20 protein-coding genes and 1 pseudogene are annotated in these 18456 nt (G+C 60.7%); 7 read left to right on the top strand and 14 right to left on the bottom strand.

The window, feature by feature from the left end; genetic code table 11:
• Positions 1 to 43 precede the first annotated feature (43 nt).
• The 8 genes from BH682_RS30135 to BH682_RS30100 form a co-directional block, all read right to left on the bottom strand.
• Complete coding sequence (locus BH682_RS30135) at positions 44 to 787, bottom strand: AAA family ATPase (RefSeq protein WP_190287584.1); 744 nt, start codon at positions 785 to 787, stop codon at positions 44 to 46.
• A gap of 68 nt (positions 788 to 855) precedes the next feature.
• A complete protein-coding gene (locus BH682_RS30130) occupies positions 856 to 1995 on the bottom strand; it encodes a hypothetical protein (protein WP_075835651.1) in 1140 nt (379 codons plus the stop codon).
• A gap of 741 nt (positions 1996 to 2736) precedes the next feature.
• Positions 2737 to 3468: a hypothetical protein gene (locus BH682_RS30125; RefSeq protein WP_047269159.1), complete on the bottom strand. Its 732-nt coding sequence runs from the start codon at positions 3466 to 3468 to the stop codon at positions 2737 to 2739.
• A complete protein-coding gene (locus tag BH682_RS30120; protein ID WP_047269160.1) occupies positions 3452 to 3721 on the bottom strand; it encodes a hypothetical protein in 270 nt (89 codons plus the stop codon). The genes BH682_RS30125 and BH682_RS30120 overlap by 17 nt, the downstream gene beginning before the upstream one ends.
• Positions 3718 to 4122, bottom strand: a complete 405-nt coding sequence (locus BH682_RS30115; protein WP_047269161.1) for a hypothetical protein — start codon at positions 4120 to 4122, stop codon at positions 3718 to 3720. The genes BH682_RS30120 and BH682_RS30115 overlap by 4 nt, the downstream gene beginning before the upstream one ends.
• 196 nt (positions 4123 to 4318) lie before the next feature.
• The gene (locus BH682_RS30110) at positions 4319 to 4810 is read right to left on the bottom strand and encodes a hypothetical protein (RefSeq protein ID WP_125053092.1); all 492 of its coding nucleotides are present in this window, start codon (positions 4808 to 4810) and stop codon (positions 4319 to 4321) included.
• A gap of 14 nt (positions 4811 to 4824) precedes the next feature.
• Entirely contained in the window at positions 4825 to 5835 is a 1011-nt protein-coding gene (locus BH682_RS30105) for a ParA family protein (RefSeq protein ID WP_047269163.1), read from the bottom strand.
• 2250 nt (positions 5836 to 8085) lie between these two features.
• Positions 8086 to 8310 carry a hypothetical protein gene (locus BH682_RS30100; protein WP_047269165.1) on the bottom strand — a complete coding sequence of 75 codons (225 nt, stop codon included), beginning with the start codon at positions 8308 to 8310 and terminating at the stop codon, positions 8086 to 8088.
• 728 nt (positions 8311 to 9038) lie between these two features.
• Here BH682_RS30100 and BH682_RS30095 point away from each other — a divergent pair.
• The 4 genes from BH682_RS30095 (at position 9039) to BH682_RS30080 (ending at position 11867) form a co-directional block, all read left to right on the top strand.
• Complete coding sequence (locus BH682_RS30095) at positions 9039 to 9698, top strand: hypothetical protein (RefSeq protein WP_075835649.1); 660 nt, start codon at positions 9039 to 9041, stop codon at positions 9696 to 9698.
• 184 nt (positions 9699 to 9882) lie between these two features.
• A complete protein-coding gene (locus tag BH682_RS30090; RefSeq protein ID WP_075835647.1) occupies positions 9883 to 10416 on the top strand; it encodes a hypothetical protein in 534 nt (177 codons plus the stop codon).
• The gene (locus BH682_RS30085) at positions 10394 to 10663 is read left to right on the top strand and encodes a CPBP family intramembrane glutamic endopeptidase (RefSeq protein WP_075835645.1); all 270 of its coding nucleotides are present in this window, start codon (positions 10394 to 10396) and stop codon (positions 10661 to 10663) included. Before BH682_RS30090 ends, BH682_RS30085 begins: the two co-directional genes overlap by 23 nt.
• Positions 10664 to 10703: 40 nt before the next feature.
• The gene (locus BH682_RS30080; protein WP_075835643.1) at positions 10704 to 11867 is read left to right on the top strand and encodes a site-specific integrase; all 1164 of its coding nucleotides are present in this window, start codon (positions 10704 to 10706) and stop codon (positions 11865 to 11867) included.
• 93 nt (positions 11868 to 11960) lie between these two features.
• Here the strand turns inward: BH682_RS30080 and BH682_RS30075 are convergent, their stop codons facing one another.
• The 3 genes from BH682_RS30075 to BH682_RS30065 all read right to left on the bottom strand — a co-directional run bounded on the left by BH682_RS30075 (position 11961) and on the right by BH682_RS30065 (position 13497).
• Positions 11961 to 12257: a hypothetical protein gene (locus BH682_RS30075; RefSeq protein WP_058228451.1), complete on the bottom strand. Its 297-nt coding sequence runs from the start codon at positions 12255 to 12257 to the stop codon at positions 11961 to 11963.
• A gap of 261 nt (positions 12258 to 12518) precedes the next feature.
• On the bottom strand, positions 12519 to 12788 hold the full coding sequence (locus BH682_RS30070; RefSeq protein WP_075835641.1) for a hypothetical protein: 270 nt from the start codon (positions 12786 to 12788) through the stop codon (positions 12519 to 12521).
• 82 nt (positions 12789 to 12870) lie between these two features.
• Positions 12871 to 13497 carry an HNH endonuclease gene (locus BH682_RS30065; protein WP_064112232.1) on the bottom strand — a complete coding sequence of 209 codons (627 nt, stop codon included), beginning with the start codon at positions 13495 to 13497 and terminating at the stop codon, positions 12871 to 12873.
• 242 nt (positions 13498 to 13739) lie between these two features.
• Here BH682_RS30065 and BH682_RS30060 point away from each other — a divergent pair, with 242 nt between their 5' ends.
• A complete protein-coding gene (locus tag BH682_RS30060; protein WP_047269172.1) occupies positions 13740 to 13991 on the top strand; it encodes a hypothetical protein in 252 nt (83 codons plus the stop codon).
• Positions 13992 to 14313: 322 nt separating this feature from the next.
• Here the strand turns inward: BH682_RS30060 and BH682_RS30055 are convergent, their stop codons facing one another.
• Positions 14314 to 14544 (bottom strand): hypothetical protein, encoded by a 231-nt coding sequence (locus BH682_RS30055; RefSeq protein WP_075835639.1) that lies wholly within the window; start codon positions 14542 to 14544, stop codon positions 14314 to 14316.
• 276 nt (positions 14545 to 14820) lie between these two features.
• Between BH682_RS30055 and BH682_RS30050 the strand changes: the two genes are divergently transcribed.
• The gene (locus BH682_RS30050) at positions 14821 to 15858 is read left to right on the top strand and encodes a hypothetical protein (RefSeq protein ID WP_075835637.1); all 1038 of its coding nucleotides are present in this window, start codon (positions 14821 to 14823) and stop codon (positions 15856 to 15858) included.
• A gap of 251 nt (positions 15859 to 16109) precedes the next feature.
• On the opposite strand, the gene BH682_RS30040 is transcribed toward BH682_RS30050, so the two are convergent.
• Both BH682_RS30040 and BH682_RS30035 read right to left on the bottom strand, forming a co-directional pair.
• Positions 16110 to 16436, bottom strand: a complete 327-nt coding sequence (locus BH682_RS30040) for a hypothetical protein (protein ID WP_052959781.1) — start codon at positions 16434 to 16436, stop codon at positions 16110 to 16112.
• Between the two features lie 130 nt (positions 16437 to 16566).
• A pseudogene (locus BH682_RS30035) lies at positions 16567 to 17154 on the bottom strand (helix-turn-helix domain-containing protein); the annotation flags it as partial.
• A 283-nt stretch (positions 17155 to 17437) separates the two neighbouring features.
• Between BH682_RS30035 and BH682_RS30030 the strand changes: the two are divergent.
• On the top strand, positions 17438 to 18436 hold the full coding sequence (locus tag BH682_RS30030) for a recombinase family protein (RefSeq protein WP_075835633.1): 999 nt from the start codon (positions 17438 to 17440) through the stop codon (positions 18434 to 18436).
• The last annotated feature ends 20 nt before the right edge of the window (positions 18437 to 18456 follow it).

Below are 18456 nucleotides of genomic sequence, written 5' to 3'. Positions count from 1 at the left end.
CGACGTTCACCTCCTGAAAATCGTTCGCCCACCATAGTGACTGTCACTGTTCCGGTGTTCTGGTCAACTGGTCGCGCCACCGCTCGTGAACAGTGTCCGTCCTGCGATCTACCCAGCCAGTTGTGCAGTCTTCGGTCCACTGACGAAGGCGCGATGTCGACTGAGCGCCCATCCACGCAGCCAGACCTACATCACCGTCCCAACCTTGCCTGTTCGTTGTTCCCACGATGATCAACGGCCCCTGGTGACCTGCGATCTGACCGCACAGTTCCTTCCAGGCGGACTGAATCTGATCTGAGCGCCTGGTGGCGACGCCGATGTCATCTATGAGGATCACCGACGCTCCTCTCAACCAAGCCTGCAATCGTCCTCGCAGTTCCCACGGTGCAACGTCACCGCCGAGAAGCGCTTCCTCCGACACAAATCGCACCTGGTCGGCACCAAACTTTTCAGCGACCGCATTGCAGACAGCGAACCCCGCGAAGGTCTTGCCGATTCCTGTGGGTCCGAAGAACATCAGCCCAGCTCGCGCTCGATCATCAAGTTCACAAGCGGCGACCGCTTCGCATGCTGTGCGGCCCCACCGGGTGTTTCGAACGTCCGGGTCACCCAACGTCGCCGCTTCGTAACCTGCAGTCGCATCGAACTCGGCGATCCTGCGCAACAGTCGACCGCGGGCTTGGCCTTCGAGTTCGCGATCCCATGTCTGCTCGTAGTCCTCTCCGCGACAGCGAGTGCATGTGACGTTCGACTGCCAACCAGGCGGTTGACCTGGCATTCCACTCATGCGCAGAACTTCCTCTCCGCACTGGCGACACTTCACCCTGACCACAGTGTTAGCTCTCGTTTTTGCCATCAGATCCCCCGCACGGTCACCGTGGTGGATCCCACGGCCGCGACACTGTCACCCGCGAGCGTATTCGTCTCGTTCACACCTGCCCCAATACCGCTTCGTGTTCGGATCGATCCTGATGCCATGTCCACCATCGCCTTTCGGATCTTCTCGATCGAGGGAAAGTCGTCGCCTTGTACGTAGAATCGTGCGCGTCCGGCGTCAGGTGCGAGTATCCACAAGATGACTGCCTTCACATCTGCCACAGGCACGGAGGCGCCGCCGTCCGATCCCGTCAACACCTCCCAGATCCTGCGATACGTCACCCCCCGAACGGGAACTTCCCCGTTCTTGAGCAGTTTGCCCAGATAGCACGACCAGCCGCGACTCAACTCCTTGATCGCCTCGGCATGTTCCCCACCGTCACGCACAGGGTCGAAACCGGCACCTGCAGTTCGATAGTCGGCGTACAACTTTTGGAATGTTCGTTCGGTTGGCATGCCCTGGATATTCGACTTCCAATGCGGCTTATGCTTCATCGCCCATGAGATCGCCCCGGAAGCTTCCTCGACATCTCGAATTCGAAGCACAGCCATAGCGTTTCGCCGCCACGCTGTCGTCGGGGTCACATCTCCCACCACCCCGTATGTCCGTACGGTGTTTATCACTGCGCTGATCAAACGGTCGATGCCAGCGACTATGACTGCACCGCTCTCGGACTCGGCAAGTCTGAATTCAGCAAGCATCTGCGAGTACGGCCCCGCTTTCGGAGCCCCCGACCGTGTCGGGTGTGGCGCGGGAATCGGCGCTTCTCGGCTTCTCCAATGAGAGGTTGCACAATCGTTGCCGAGTGCCCATTCCAACACTCCGCGGGGATCACTCGCTCCGCTGGCCCCGACAATCGCGGATGCCCACGCATGTCGGTCGCCGTCGATGAGTTTCTTCGGCGACGTTCTGACCCACTCAAGCAATGTTTCGACGCGAGTTTCGTCTGTTTGCCACGTCGATTCTGCGCGGTGTGAATTTCGAGCAGAGTCACCAGCTGCGAGCGCCTCGGCGATTCGGCCGGCCACCGCGTCTGCGAGTCGTTCGATCAATTCCGGTCGAGCCTCGAATGCGGCGACGATCGATGCTGCGAGTTCCGCCTCGTCCAAGTTCGCCATGGTCCCTCCCGGTCGGGCTGAAGTCGTGTTGGTGTTTCCGATCGCCAACGCTAGGAGCACCGTTTCCGGTGTGCGGCACGTACTCGCGCTGCTTACCGGTTCCTCGGACTGCATCCAGGACACACAAAGCCGCCACTGAGCGCCTCGCAGAAGCTGCGCCGAGGCGTACTCGCGGTCCGTGGTCGCATTCCGCCGACAAATGGCCCACAAGGCCTCTCAGCGGCGATTCCACTCGGAACCTATTCATGGCCGGCGTAGAAGTTCATCCGGGGATGCGCTTGCGCATCGGGGTCTCGGCGCGAAGCGGCGAGGTCGTCAACTCGAGCGAAAACCCTCCCCCTGCACCCCCACCGACCGTAGGGAGGTGGGGTTTTGTTGTGGTCTTGTTCGTGCGCGCGCGGACGCGCGCACGTGCGACTATCCAATACCCCAGCGGATACCCTATCCACCACGGCTCTGACCAGCGAGTTTGAATGCGGATACCCTATCCGTTGACCTATCCGTAGGGGTATCCGAAGACAGCGAAATGGATAGGGTATCCCGTGCGGTATCCACAGGTTTTGAAGCTGATACTCGCTCGTCCGGAGGGGAACTTGAAGTCTGGCCTCAACACCTTTAGTGCCCCTACTCCCTGCGGAGCGGACGACATCCAACCGATCAGGCCCCATGCCTTCGTCGACGAAGGCATGGGGCCTGATTTAGGTAAAGGATGGGCTCACATCGCGAACGTGAGTCCCAGCCTTAGTGATTGCTGGCGCGCGGTTGAATCTGAGTCACTTTGCGATGCTTCCCGAGCGCCTGTTGCAGTGGTCGGTGTAGCTCGGCCTGCACTACACACCAGGTCCGCCGGTCGAGTTCTGTCACGGCTAATTCGATCCCGGGCATGTTGCTCAGCGCCGTGACCATGTAGTCGTTCGGCTGGTCTATGTCGCCGTCCATTGCGTCAGCAGGTGGAAGTGCGGATCCCGTGATTTCGGCCCACAGGAGCGATGCACTTTCATGAAGGTTTGCGGCTTTCGTCTTGTCGAGGTCGCAGAGTCTGAGCTGTAGTAGTTGTGTGCCGAATACGAACCGCAAGAATGGGCTGTCGATCTCGTTCTGAAGGGGATACAACCCGGCGCGCAGGTATTTGGGGTTGTTGAAGGCGTACTGGCGAATCCAGGACACGACGAGGATGTAGTACCCATCGCGGGCTATCAGGCCGCGTTTCTCGAGTTGTTCGAGAGTGCGCTCTGCATGGTCCAGGTTCGTGCCGTCGAGGTCTGCCCATTCGTGGCGCATGTACAAGCTGCCAATGGGCGAAGTCGCCTTGCTGGTGGAAATCATGGTGAAGTAGCCGATCTCCGACAGGTTGCAGCCGAGTGCTGCGAGGTCTTTCCAGAAATCCTTGACCATCGGGACGAAGAATCCGGTCCGGCCGCGAGCTCGTGTTGCCTTGGCCGGCGAAGTGTCGTGCCTACGGGCGTCGACCATTTTCGGCACCTTCCTCGGATGTTTCAGTCAAGTGCCAGTCGTCGAAGGTCCCGGTGACCCTCCCCGCCTCGACCAGCTCACTCCATGCCTGTTGGGGGCTCACCACATCCGAGTCCGGCCCCAGTTGGGTGTATCGCAAACGGTCCGGTAGCAGTTCGGTGGCGGCCGTGGCGTCGAAGGTGGTGTCCGGCGAGCATCGGGCTGCGAGTAGGAGTGCTGAGCCTGCGACGGTCAGGGATTGTCGGCGGCTCATGCTGCACCGGTGCCCATTGCGATCTGCGCTCGGGGCCTTACTACGCCGAGGTGTTCGGCGATTTCGTCGACGGTCGCAGTAGAAATCCAGTGTCCCCACGCTGCACGAACGATGGCGGATGTCGACGCCAGTCCCCCACCCTGGTGGGTCAGGAGAAGACCGACAACAGACTCGCAGTGTTTGGAGAGAGTGGTGGTCATTCGACTGGTGTGGGTTTTGTCGGGGCTCGGTAGGTGGGGGGCGAGTACTGCTCGGGCTGCTTCGATGTCAGCAGCGCCGGCGACATCGACCATGGCGGTGATAGTCGCTTCCCCGAGTATCCATCCCAGGGGGCGGTCGGTTCGTTCGGCGACCTCGTCCAGGAGGGCTCGTGCGTCGCGATGCAACCTCAAAGTGATCATGGGCAGTTCCCGTCAGGTGTAGATGTGTTCATCTCCGATGTAGAGCATGTAAACATGCCCAGTTCCGGTGATGCGGCACATGTATGCGTGACGTGTCACCTCCATCGTCCTGAGCTGGGAAGACGCTGGAAACAGGGTTGGGGCCGTACAAGTGGCTACTTGTACGGCCCCAACTAGGTGGCGATCGGGTCACTCGCTACCGGTTGCGAACTCGCGCGTTCTCTGGGAAGTAGCGGAGCAATCGGTCGGCGTCCTTCTGGTTCTTCGAAATGCGATCGACGGCGAACAGGAGGAGTGCCTGAACGAACGCTGTTTCAGATGCTGTTCCACCGAAGTGCTGCATCCGCGTTGGGTCGGCGATGTGCCAGGCCAACGAGGATTCCGAAACAGCGTCAACGGTGGTCTGCAGCATCGGGAACGTCTTCGTCCTGATGGTGTCTTTCCGCTTGCCTGTCGACCTTCGCGGCGTCGGGGCCGGCGCGTCGTCTGCGGGGTCCTCAAAATCGCCGTAGTCGTTGTCGTCGTCAGGAGTGACCACCGGTGACGCCGCGGGCAGTGGGCTCACCTCGGACTGGGTGTCCTCAGCGGGGTTTGGCACCGACGGTTCTTCGGTGAACGCTGCGAGGCTGGTCCCGCCGGATGCAGCCCGCGCCATCTTGAGTGGGTCACGCCTAGGTCGTTGCGACATCGGTGGTCCCCTTCCTAGTTTTCTTGTCCGGTATTGACTGTCTCAGCGCGACTTTCGAGAGCCGCGTAGATGATGTCCGCGATCTCCTCGGGAAGATCTTCCTTCTCGATTGCGTCGAAAATCGCTTCGAGGCGCTCCGGTGTCACCGCTGCGACGACTGCCAAAGCCACTGCGGCGTAACGGGAGGCGATGTCTGCGTTCTTCAGCTTGCCTGTTACGAGGCGAGAGACAGGAACCATCGACGACCCTGCTTCTGACACGATGGTTCGACGTGGGATCTGCGGATTGAGAACGCCGATTTGCCCCTTGAATCGCTCGTCCATCCACTCCTGCGCTGCTGCGAGGGTCAACGTGTGTTCGGTGGTGCGATCGAGCATCGTCGCAACAACCCCGATACCGTTCACCCGCCGACGGGAAAGACTGCTGAACTTGATCGCAGATTCCACCGTAAGTGTGAGTCCGGAAAGAGCGGCCGATTCGGTCTGCAGCGGGAACACCAGGTGTTCGGAGGCGTACAACGCCAAATAGAGGGTCGACGATGTGCTGGCGGGCGGATCCACGACGATCAGGTCGTAATGCTCACCGATTTCCGATACTGCGAGCGCTTCGAGGAGAGCCTGCTCCGCGTCGGTTCCAGACCTCGATGTCGTCACTTCAAGGCCGCGGTCCGGTGCCGGCAGGATGTGGACCGCACCTCCGGGCAGGAGCGGACCGCCCTGTATCCACGGACGATCGAAGGCAATGTCAGGCTGCCAGTCCACTGGAACTCGGGCCACCTGCTGCGGCCTTGCAGCGCCCACTAGAACGTCGCCGATCGACAACTCCCCTACCGGAGCGACCGTGCCTGTCAGTCGAGACAAGGTGCCGTTGGGGTCAAGATCGATACCGAGAACTTTCAGTCCGAGCCTGGAGGCGTCGGAGATGATCTGCGCAGCTAGAGTGCTCTTCCCTACTCCACCTTTGGAGCACAAGGTCGCAACTGTCTTCGCACGGTAGTCGGCGCGGCTTTCGCCTAGATCGGCCATCGCACACCCTCTCTGTAGTGGCCCGCACTCGATGCCTGATTTCAGTGAGGCGACATCGGGTCGAACCGGCTGTTGTGTTGTCACAGCATATAAGCCGTGGTTCCTGTGTACCTATGACTAGGCGTGCAGTACGTGTTGTGTTGCAGGTAGTGCGTTCACTGGGTCTCCGTGTGATCTGGCGATACAAGCTGATCAGTGAGTACCTGACTTGCTGTGTGGCCTGTCCCCTACGGGTACCTAGTGTCAACTTTGATCTTAGTGTCTACATGCTTGGCTGCGTAACCAGTGGACGCAGTAGACGCCATATGTGCAGTGCCACAATGGCTGTCTTGCTGGACCGTGTTACATGTGCAAGCTGTGGTGCACAGTGCAGTAACTATAACCCATGGACCATTGCCCGCACAGTACATCCGTGCACCGATGTGTGGCTGTGTAGTGCGGGTAGCCCATCTTCCACAGTCATGACATATGACACGCATACACAATCAAGCATGTGTTACCAGTGCAGCACATATCACCTGCATACAAAGTGTCATGTTGCTCGCACTAACAATGGGTGCATCAAGTGATCAAAAGTGTGTGCTGACTACCCGATTACTCTTGCCCCCAAGTTGTACACAGTCGTGCATTGCAACACGTAGTACACAGATGAACCGTGTTAAACATACACAACATATTACATGGATTATAAGGCTTACATAGCTCACACATGAAACACAGAATTACCGTGCCGAATGTAATGACAGTGCCACACACAATGTCAGTTCTAACCAGACTCCACGTATATACACCGTTTACACTGTACATCTGCATACATAGTGTGAGCAATATGCTACTAGCCATACAGCTCTGCCAGTAGTCACGCCACACACTGTTGACACGGACTAGCTGCGATACACGTACATACAATACTTTCTTTGCCAGTTATCACAGCTAGATGCATATTTTCGATCACACAATGAGTCACGTGTTGAAGACTCTCCGCCGCTCTGGGGTTCCAAAATTTGGACCTCCGAACCGACATACCTTCGCTCTGCGCGCTGTTCCGGGTCAGCGCCAGGAAGTCGATAGGGGAGAGTGAGAGATGGATTCTTCGATAATTGCCCGTTCTTCCGGACCTATTCATGCCCCGGAACTCGGTCCGCGCCCGGACAACGAGGTTACCGTTGAGGTGAAACTCTCAGCAGGAAACCTCATAATCTTCGCCGATCAACTCGCTGGTTCCGCAGTCGACTGAAGTGCACGCGACGAGAAGAAGCTGACAGCCATCCGGCAGTTGCGAACAATCGAGGCGCTTCACCATTGCCCAATGAGGGGAGTGATGCGATCGTTTCAGGCACCGCATAGGGAATCCACTGTCGAATACCGGCTCCCACTCGTATATCCATTTGTTCTATCCATAGGAGGGTTCGTGTCGTCAGCCTGGCATATCTGCCGCGGACAGGACGGCCACCTCGAGCGCGATCACAGAATCTTGATGGCTAGAGCGTCCTCTTGGATGACACCAGCGCGGACGCCCAATTGCTGTCTCCGAAGCCCTGCCTAGAGCAGCTCTCGTCAGCTCCTCCTTCACGATTCGTACGGCAGACGCGGACGCCAAGGACTGAGGAATCTTCCAGAAGGAGGCCTACGTCCACTTGAGGGGAGGGCGCAGCAGGCACACGTTTGGAGACGGGATGGTGTACCCGCAACTGGTGGGATGGATTCGGCACTGACGAGCGCCGGAGCGGGATCGACCGAATTTTCGAACCAAGTTTGGCGGGCAGTACCTGTGTTGGAGGTCGCCAGATGCACATCCGGACCCAATCCAGTCAGCCGTTTCCTGAGCGCACTGGCGTCCGATATTCCTGATTCCGAGCCACCTGAAGAGACACTCCGGACGTCAGTCTGACCCCGGGCTGATTTGGTCAATTGTGATTCAGGCCATACGATTTCGCGAATTTGCGACCCTGGAAAATCGTCAAATCGCGGCAATGCGCCCCAGCATCGACGGAGGCTGGACAGACCCCCTCGCCGCGGTAGATGCCTAAGAGGGGGCCCGAATGGCTGTCCATGGCCATCTGGGGGGCGCTATGCCTGTGAACTGCGGTGATTGGCGCGCAATTTCCCGCCCGCGAGCAAACAGTGGATCGAAAATGGAAAACGGCCAGCTCGTCGTGCTCGAGCTGGCCGCAGGGTCGAATCAGGGGAGGGGAGGGGTGCGCTGTCGATCGGAAGCTTCCGATCCCGGGTTGGTCCGATGCGGACCGGTCAGTCGTGAGGCGCCTTGTCTGATGGGGGAGTGATCAGGAAGAGGCCGACAACACCGCCAACACCTATTGCCAGGATCACGATGGACCACACAGCCGGAATGATCAGCAACAGCACAACACCGATCAGAGCGATGAGCCCGAAAGACAAGTAGCCAATCCCGACGATCTGCGCTTGCTTCTCATTCCGGTACGTAATTCTGGGGCGGTGACTCTCTGGTGGCATTGGTGCTCCTCGGGATGGCTGGATTCGACTCAGGCCTGACGTTACGGACGAGGGTTCCGGTGCATCGCCCTGTCAGCATCGTCGACGCCAGCGCTGTTGCCCGATGGAAACGACGCCATCTGTCCTGCGTACACGGGCAGATTGGAGGCTAGTTCGGGGCCGGCTTGGTATCGCAGCCCCAGCGCACGTCGGCGGCATAGTGGCACTGCGATTGACATCGCTGAACGGCGTGGGGAGGCCAGCTTCCAGGGCCTAACGTCCGACAGTTTGCTTGCCAGGCACGATGCGCAGAGTGGGCGACAAGATTGGCAGGCTCAGCCAGCATGAGAAGTACGGTGACCTGCAATTTTGCGCTCTGATTTCGCAGACAACCGTTTCCGGTCTCCGTTGGCCAAGAAGTGAAGTTTCTCGAAATTGGGGGGTTCTTTGCCTCACTCACGTTTGACCCGGTGCCTTTGCGTTCTGACCAACGATAATATTCATTACCGCAGTTCAAGCCTGGAAGGGCCAGGTGAGCGTGTTTTTCGGTGAAAATGGCCGAAATCCCAGGACCGGCCGAATGTCGCCCGGGGAGCCCTTACCCCTACCTGCAGGCGATTCGTCGCTCTACAGGGCCGCTGACAACGACGCTGAAGAGCCTGAACAAGCCGCCTGCTCCACTCGGCAACAACACCGGCTGCCCATCTCACGGTGCCGCACTTACGACAACGCCTTGGTCGACTGTTGCCATGACAACAAAGCAGCCACGCCAAATCTCCCGCACCGACGGCAGCGAGATCCTCGCTGCATCCGATCTCCGGGCCTGCGACGTTGTCCGGATGAAGGACGCCGACGGCAACGTCACCGAACCGACCGTGAAGGCGGTGAAAGCGATCGACCGGTGGTCTACCGAACTCGACCTACTGGACGAAGCGGGAGCGTCACTGGTGACTGTGCATCTCCGGCCCGAAACGCTGGTGACTGTTGTCCGTCCACACGAACACGTCCTTCGTACGTCGAGCCCGGTGGTAGTCGACGGCTCGGCAACCTTGCAGCCGCTGTTCTACGACCGCGACGCGGTTCCCTTCCCGTTCAGCGAAGGTCATCGGGTTGAGATGGTCAATGTTGCGAATGCTCCGGTGCAGTCGGATTCGGACTACGACATACAAACGAGGATCAACCAGGATGAGATGTCGCTGCTCGTGAACGGATCCCTTGTGTGGAACGCCGACCACCTGCGCGCCCGAGCCGCCGGGGTCACCACCAGCGAAGGCGGTTTTCTGGTGTTCTATGTGACCGACCGCTCCCGAAATGAGGAGCAGAAGGTGGGGGAGTGGCCCGTTGACCTCAACGATCGTCATGCAGTTGCTCGGTCCGCATTGCACTTGTTCACTTTGTGCTCGATCTGACCTGCCTCAGTAGGCCCCGATCACTCGATCGGGGCCGATTCATGTCCGGTTGAGTGGCCATCGGGACAGTTCAGCCGTGATGGCCGATTTGTGGATTCGACTCGGCGTCCACGGAGGACTCCACTAGTTGAGGTGCGGGCGTGTTGCTTCCGCGATCGCCGCGTAGAGCTGATCAAATATCGGAATGACACGACCGCCAGCGTCGGCGCCTGCGATTCGCCTTCGCATTGCTCCGGTCCCAGTCGCGGTTTACGCCGCCTTCACGATGCTCGTGCTCGTCTTCGCTGCGTACTTAGTCTTTGACGGCCTCACGCAACCGATTGCCCTACCGAAAGTCATTGCGGGTGCAATGTACGGAGCCATCGTGATTCCAGGAATCATGCTGATGGTCACATACTTTGAAAAGGTCGACCGTCGCACATCGATACGAAGCGTGTTGCTCTCATCCGGATTTGGAATACCGCGCCCCATCAGGATCCCTCACCGTCCCGTCGAGCCATTGCTACTGGGTGTTGTTGCTCCCCTCGTCCTCGTCTTCGTCTGGTTACGGGTGTTGGATCCTCTGTTGCGTTCTGCCACATCGATAACGCCGGCGATCGTTTCCACTGACCGCATCAACTGGTACACCGGTCTCTCCACGGGTCTGGTGATCGTGTCGATCTCAGCTGGTGTGCTCTGGGAAGAGGTCCTCTTTCGTGGCCCCGGGCTGCTGCTCTGACCGTGTCGAGAGCCAGATCAGCAGACGCGCGCTGACGATCGTCTCGATCATTGGTGGCGGTCTACTCTCCACCGTCGCATTCGGCTTCCACCACAGCAATCAAGGCGCATGGAATGTGCTTCTCGCGTGCACGTTCGGTGCACTGTTCTACCCGCTCACGCTGGCAACACGATCACTGTGGCCGTCGATTGTCGGGCATCTGGTGTGGAATCTGGATGCGTGGGGGATCGTGAACTGGCTCCAATGATCGGTCGGTGAGGTCAGAGGGCACCGCTACGGTTCCAGATATGGATCCGTCAACGATTCCGAACCTCCCCGCCACCACTTCGGCTAGAGGACAGCTCTCGCCCTGGGGCAGAGGGGGCGACGAAGCGAAGGCCCGTGTCGTCGAAGCGGTCAGTCAATCGCAGGCCTCGACGACAACCCGCGCGTATCGCTCGGATTGGCATCGGTTCGCTCGTTGGTGCGCAGCGAACGAACTCGATGCCTTGCCGGCGGCCGCGGAGACGGTGGCGTCGTACCTGGCAGAAGCCGCCTCCGAACCCCGGGAGGGCATGGGTCCGTACTCGCCGACGACTCTGCGCAGGTGGGTGGCGTCGATCAATTTCTTCCACAGGGCCGCGGAGTTGCCGCCGCCGGGCACGAGTCAGTTGGTGGCGTCCACGCTGGCCGGTTTGCAACGCAAAGCTGCGCGCGATCCGAACCGACGTAGCCGACAGCGAGAAGCGTTGCTGCTCGACGACATCGAACACATCCTGGTGACTGCTCGTGAGGGGTGCAGTAGTTGGGTTGACCGGGTTCGTGAACGCCGTGACTCTGCGCTGTTGCTTCTTGGCTTTGCTGGTGCGTTCCGGCGATCGGAGCTCGCGAACCTGGTCCTCGCCGATGGCCGGATGCACCGTGAGGACGGACTGCATCTGCGCGTGCGGGTGTCGAAGTCGGACCAGAGCGGTGTCGGACAGACCAAGGTGGCGCCGTTCGGGCGGGGTCATCATCACCGGTGCCCGGTCTGCGCGTACCGGCGATGGCATCAGGTGGTGTGTGCGTTCGATTCGGGAGGCCGGCCCGCGGTGATCGCGGAGCTGGCGCGGACCGAACCGTTCACTCATCATGTGTGCCGCGATCGCGGTGTCTCCCCGGTTGATGGGTTGGCGCCGTTGTTCCGGAAGATCGACCGGCACGGGAACATCAGCGAATCCGGGTTGTCAGGGGCGGCGATTCACAGCGTGATTCGGATGCGGGCCAGTGCATCCGGGTTCAGCGATGAGGAGGTGATGATGTTGGGTGGGCATTCGCCTCGCGCAGGGTTCGTCACACAATCGCTGTCGAATGGCGCAAGTACACATTCGATCATGCGTCAGACCGGGCACAAGTCCCCGGCCACGGTTGAAATCTATGCGCGCGAACGCAATCCGGCACAAAACAACGCAGTCATGGATCTCGGGTTCTGACCACTGGACGCCAGGGCGACCTACGCCCGCCAATTCCCCTCGCGTGGTGCATCTACGAGGGGAATTGGTTGTGCCCACACCGGCATATGTGAATCAGATTTGAATCAGGTCCATGATCATGTGGATGCCGAACGGAGCGCTGAGTAACAGCGCTATCCCGATGAGAGCGGCGACGATAAGTTGTTTGCTCTGGTGGATCTTGAATTTGTTGTAGGCCGCCAAGGACTCTGCATCTCGTCGCGTGTATTCGTCGAGGAGCACTGCATCGGCAGTGTTTGAGGGTCCGCCGTCTCGGAAGATCCGGACCAAGTTGTAGCGGTCCGCCCCGGTGAACCCGAGTGCCACGATGTTTGCGTCCTGGCCGTGCGTTGCGTGATTTGGGACATTCATTGCGCTATTGCCTTTCTGGTCGTGCATCTTCCGAAACGGAGGTTCCGGCGTGGCTGCCTCCTCACGATGCGGGGCCCTGGAGGAGGGCGCGGCACGTGTCCCTCGTAGGAATTGACTCGGCCTTCGAACGATTGACGTCGCACATACATTGTCGAGCACGCTCGGCGCACTCGATCATCGTGAGACCGGAGACTCCCTGGTTAATTGACGAGACGAGGGCTCCCCGGGCTCCAGACATGAGACGAGCGTTCGGCTGGATACCTACTGATTGAGAGCGGAGCTGTGTAGCCGCTCGAAGAGGAGCGCCTGATTGGATGCGGCCAATGCCAGTGTCGCGTAAGCATTCGCGAGCTGGACATGTTGGGTCGCAACGCCATCTGGGTCACCACTCTTGATCGCCGTGTCTGCGTCGTCAATTTGTTCCGTGGCTAGCACCGCGAATTCCTTCGCGCCTTTGCCAACGAGGGTTGCCTGGCCCGCAGCGAGATCTAGGATTTCGTTTCGCACGCGGTTTTTCGCTTCTTCGTCCATCGAATATCTCCTCGGTTCTGGTGGGCTGCTGAGTCCGTCACGTGAACCATAGCGATTTCGGCGGCCGCTGTGGCACATCGTGTTACCACAGCGTGAAGGGCAGTCCGGCCTGTTCTGCGAGATAGATTCGACGGTCGATTTCGGTGCTGTCTTCGTTTCGTTCGAGGCCTGCTCGGACAGCGTCAGCGATGGCCCGGGTGCGGCCGGCCGGTCCGCGTACGTCTGCGAGAGGGCTGGCGATGTTGCGGCGGCGCAGTTCGTATTCGCCGCGGTTTGTGCGACGGGTGCCCAGTCGCAGATGAGTCGGATTTGTACAGCCAGCGAAGTCACACTGATGGCACAGCACGGCGTCGTCGGCATTGGACCAGCCCAACCGTGGAATTACCCCGTATTCGAGCTGAAATGCGAACAGGTGGGCCGGGACTGTTCCCCGACGCGAGGGGCCTGGCAGGCTTGCTGCGCGGAAGGATCCATAGCCTGTTGATGACACCCCGGAAGTCCATGGCCAGCATTGGTCGTCCAGCCGCCGGTATCTTTTGGACTCGAAGCGAGCCACGATCGCGGGGTTCTCGAACCAGGATCGCCATATCCGTTCCGGGATCCGGACTGGTTGAGGTTCGCCGATCAAAGTCAGTTGGAATGCATGAGGTTCCGGCGCGGGTTCAGGCATCGAGGGAAGTGGCTGTGGTGCGTCGTTTCCGAATGTCATCAGCGGTGCACCTCCCGCGGTTTTGGACTGCTACCGGTACCAGCGTAGGCGGCTGGACAGTAATCGCAGACAACCGGGAGCGTTCGCGTACTCGGAACGTGAAGTGACATTGCGAGCGTCGGCGCCGTTCGGGTACGAGCTGGTGTGACGGTGTGCCGCAGCCAATAGGCACGTAGGGAAGAGTTGTATGTGAAATCACCGGCAGAACTCGGTCGGTTCGTACCAACATCATCGGAGGCTCCATGTCCACTTCCCCTGCCCTGACACAGATCCCGCAACTCTCGCCGGAAGCACCCCCGGGCGTCGCTGAACTCGTGGGCAAGTTCGACGGGTTCTGGTGGTTCGCCCTCGTCGTCGGGATCGCTGCCTTTGCGATCGGCTTCGCGTCCTATCAGGGGCGGATACGCATGACGGTGAGTCAGGAGTTCCCGTTGCTCTTCGGCGGTGCAATTGCCGCTGTCGTCGCAGGCGCGGCACTGATTTGGGGCGCGTAGCAGCGACACAGCCGACCCACAAAAAGCCTAAGCGGTGCCCCGAATAGCTATTCGAGGCACCGCTTTCGTACTGGTCGCTGCACGTTGTTGTCGTGTCCGTCGACTTCGCCGAGGCAGGCTCGGATATGGGAAATGGTTGGACAGCCAGCCCCAGGGCCGGCAGGGATGGGCTGGTGTCCACCACGCGGAACTATCAGTCACTGGCGGGTTCTGTCGCACACAGAAATGCCGCAGCCGGAACGCATCACCCGGGGGGAGGGCTGACGTTCCGGCTGCGGGGGAGACCTGCACCCGCTCGGGGGGTTGCGGGTGCAGGTGGCTTTCAGGCCGCGATCTCACGGCGGTAGCGGTCTACGGCGGCGTGCCAGTCAGTGCCCGCGTCGGCGATCCAACCGGCCACGACAGCACCGTCGAAGGTGCGGGCGACTTCCTGGGTCGACACCTCGAGGAATCCCTCAACCAGGACACGAGGACCGGAAGTGGTGGAACCGTCGGCGAACACGACGAGCATGGCGCCCTCGCCCGCTGCGTTGTGCAACGCGGTCGAGATCATGTTGTCGTCGGTGAATGTCGTCAGTGGCGTTCATCGTGTGCTCCTCGGCTCGGCGTTTGCTGTTGGGACAACTCTCTCTGGCGGGGTTCCGGTGTGCGGCACCGTCGAACAGCGCAGCCGTCGGGCTCACCTCCGCGTAGGCCACGGCATTTCCACCGGTGAACGGGGCATTCGACGAACGATTCGTAGGTCCGCGTCGACGGACAGGGTTCAGAGCTTCGGCAAGGAAGCGCCGCGCACGATTTGCGGCGGGACCGTGGCGGATACCGTAGGGCCATGCACGATCACGATGAACTCGAACGCGTGGGCATGCTGCTGCCTGCACGCCATCGAGCGCGGTGGTCACTGTTCACGGATTGGTGCATCGGTGTCGGCGCCACCCCTATACCGGCAGACCGTGAGACGCTGATCGGATTCGTGCGCGCCAATCCGGCGGCGTTGTCGACACAACGGGAACGACTGGCGGCTGTGCGGGCAGCTCATATGCACGCTCAGGTCCCAGTGCCTGCCAAGGCCGATGCGAGGGCCGTGAGAGGCGGTGGCGGTCACGAGTGGCCGTCGAGCGAGGCCGCACAGGTGGTAGCAGCGCTGCCGTCAGCAGGATGGCCGTCGGGATTGTTCGGCCGCCGGGATGCGCTGCTGTTGGTGTTGTCGAAGGCCGCTGGAATGTCCTACGGGCAGATCGAACGGCTGCAACGAAGCCAGGTGCGGGTAGTCAACTCGACGTTGCAGGTTCAGGTTGGCCAGGTGTGGATTCAGGTGCCGGCCAACGATGATCCGCGCATGTGCCCGGCTGCGGTGTTTCTGCGCTGGGCGCGGTTGTTGGCGTATGTGGACAGGTGGCCTTCGACGGCGGCGGTCGCGGCCGCGCTCGCGAAAGCTCAGCCGATGACCGCGCAGTCGCAAGAGTCGTACGCAGCTTTGCCTCAGGTGGTCCGAGACGGCCCGCTAGTGGTGCCAATCGATCGCTGGGGCGGCCTGGGGATGGGGCGGTGGCGGCAGAGTGCGCGCGCTCGGTGGGGGTTGAGCGCGACGGCGATTGGGGAGATCGTGGCCGCGCACCTATCTGGCAATGGTGGCCGGCACGTGGGGTCGGGCTGGGATGGTTTGCCCCGGATGCCCGAGCTAGAGGACGAGCCGGACAGCCCACCGGTGTCGACGCTCAGTGATGTGGATCCGGCAGTGGGTTGGCACGCGCGGGCGCGGGCGCAAGAACAGTTGGCGAATGTGCGGGAGACGCTGAACGACGTGGAGCGGGAGGCTGAGGCGTTGGCGGCGAGGATCGCAGCGATCCTCGCCGATGACAACGAATAGCGTTCACGCCCTTCGTCGATCAGATCCGCGCTTCGGAGATCAACGTGTTCGAAGTCGATGGGCTCTGGTGAAGCTGTAGGCAGAGGCCGTGAGGGCGAGGACTCCCGCGACGAACATGGTCCGGGTGCCAATGACGAAGTCCAGGGCCGCGACAGCAAGGGCTGCGACCCCGAAGACGTTGTGGCGGATCACTCCCGCCCTGGTTCGGTGTTCCGTTTCCGGATTCGCGGGCCGCTTGTTCGCTGGATCGGTCACAGTTGGCCGTCACGGATTTGCGATGTCGTCAACTGTTTTTGGCTGCGAATGACTGCCAGAGCTGCGCGCAGACTGCGGGCTGCGGCGTCGAGGTGGGTGGTGATGTCCTGGTTGGAGGCTTCGCCTGCGAGGAATGTTTCGACTTCGTCCGACGCGGTTGGACCTGAGTACAGGTCTCGGAGGGCTTCGCGAGCATCGCTGATTCCGGCGAGGGAATCGTCGAGGGCGGCGAGCATGGCTCGCAGTTTCTTTTCGACGGTATCAACATCCGCGCCGAGGTTCCGGTTCGGAATGCCCGAGACGGAGTGCAGTGCGGCGCTCATGATGCATCCTCCAGCCGATTGGCGGTGGACGCTGTTCGATCGACTGGTGGAGTGTCGGTATTCCAACCGTGCACTATTCGTTTACGCAGGTCCGCTTGGGTTTTCACTGATGAATCCATATCGCCGCTTCTCATCGGTGGTCCGGGCACAGGAGGGTGGGCGTCAAATTCCACCCACTGGCAGTCAGCCATTGTTGAACAGGAACCGGGAGGCCTTCGACTGTCGCGGCGTGTGCGAAGGTGTCGGCAAGAATTGGACCGTCACCGCATACGGCGCACGCGACGTCGAAAGCGGGTGGCTCGGGTTCGCAATGGCGACAGTGCGAACGGATGACGACCGCATTCGGATCGTCGACATCCGGGTGGAGCCATGCAACGGCCAGGTCGCCGCGTTGATGAGTGGCTTCCGCTCGTGTACTCGGCTCGTAACCACACGTCGGGCAGGTGCGTGGCACTCGCATGGGCACAACAGAATTCACAGGAACGTCCCCGCGAGGATGCGCTGTGGGGGTCGAAGCTGACTTGTTCTTGTTGAGATGGCCGTACACAGTTGTGCGGGGCACGTTCAACATCGCCGCAATCTGCGCGACCGTATTCTCTCCGGCGTCGTACAGCCGTTGAGCAAGTGCGATTTGATCGTCGGTGAGCTTCGAGGGGCGCCCGCCCTTTCTGCCGCGCGCCCGCGCAGCAGCCAAGCCGTCCCGAGTGTTCGCCGTTATCTATACGACGGCAGGAAGGATTCTCCTCTTCAGCTGGGGAATCAGGATATTCGGCGACATCGCTCTGGTGAGTTACATGGGTGACGAGCGGTGGATGCCAGCATGAGGCGATCGGCGGTGTCGCCGATCATGGGCGAGGTTTCGAAAAATGAGGGCCGAGCCCGACACCCTGACATGAATGAAATCCGAGTCGGCGGGTGTCCCTCCGATGCGAGCGAAAGAGGTGTCGAAAACACCGTCGAAAATCAATGTCGACTAACCACCGTCGGGGTATTGTCGACGGATGCTGCTCGGATATGCCCGGGTCTCGACCGCAGATCAGAACCCTGCCCACCAGATCGACGCGCTGCGCCGGGCGGGGGTTACCACTGAAAACATTCACGTCGATCACGTCAGCGGCGCGAAGGCCTCCCGCCCTCAGTTGGATGTGGTGCTCGCCCTGTTGGACGACGGCGACATCCTGGTCATCACGCACCTGGATCGGCTCAGTCGTTCGGTGCTGCACCTGATCACGCTCGGCGCCGACCTGCGCAAGCGCGGGGTAGGTTTGAAGGTTCTCGAGCAGGGCATCGACACCGCCACCGCCGAGGGCCGGGCGATGTTCGAAATGCTGTCGGTTTTGGCCGAACTCCAGCGTGAGCTCGCCGTGAACAATGTCCGGGAAGGTGTGGCGGCGGCCAGGACTCGCGGCCGCAAGGGCGGACGCCCACCGAAACTCACCGACGATCAGGTCCAGCTCGCGCAGCAACTCTACGACGGCGGTGAACACACCGTTGTCCAGATCGCCGACATGTTGGGCGTGCCTCGCACTACCGTCTACGGGCATCTGAACAAAGCCGCAGCAGCAAAAACTACTGGAACAGTCTCTCTCGCAACAACTCCCGAGCCCGCGGCTCCGGAGTCCGGTTCGGTATCCGGCACTGTCCCCCGGCCGAGCCGGACACGCAGGACAACCCGCGCCTGCCCCACTTGCAGGCACGAACCGACCACCCGAGCCGAGGCGGCGCATCAGCGCGACGATCTCGCGGTGAGCTGGCTTCGTCCCGACAAAGACCGGCGTGGCGAGCTGGTAGCCCAACATCATTGTCGCCAGTGCGAACCCGACCTGCCGGTCTTCGACGTTGCCTGCGCCCTGTGCGGAGATGGCCCCATCCTCACCGGAGAGCTCGCCACCGCGGCAAGAACAGTGTTACCCGTACCGGTGCAACGGTGGCTCGCCGACGCCGGCTGGTGCACCTCGCCAACACTTCTGTGCCCCGACCATTCTCTCCAAAGCCGATAGCCACGCGGCCGGTGTAGGTG

Origin of the sequence: Rhodococcus sp. YL-1 (assembly GCF_001942025.1) — a bacterium.
Lineage (GTDB): Bacteria > Actinomycetota > Actinomycetes > Mycobacteriales > Mycobacteriaceae > Rhodococcus_F > Rhodococcus_F qingshengii.
This window is presented reverse-complemented; position numbering and strand designations above follow the sequence as displayed.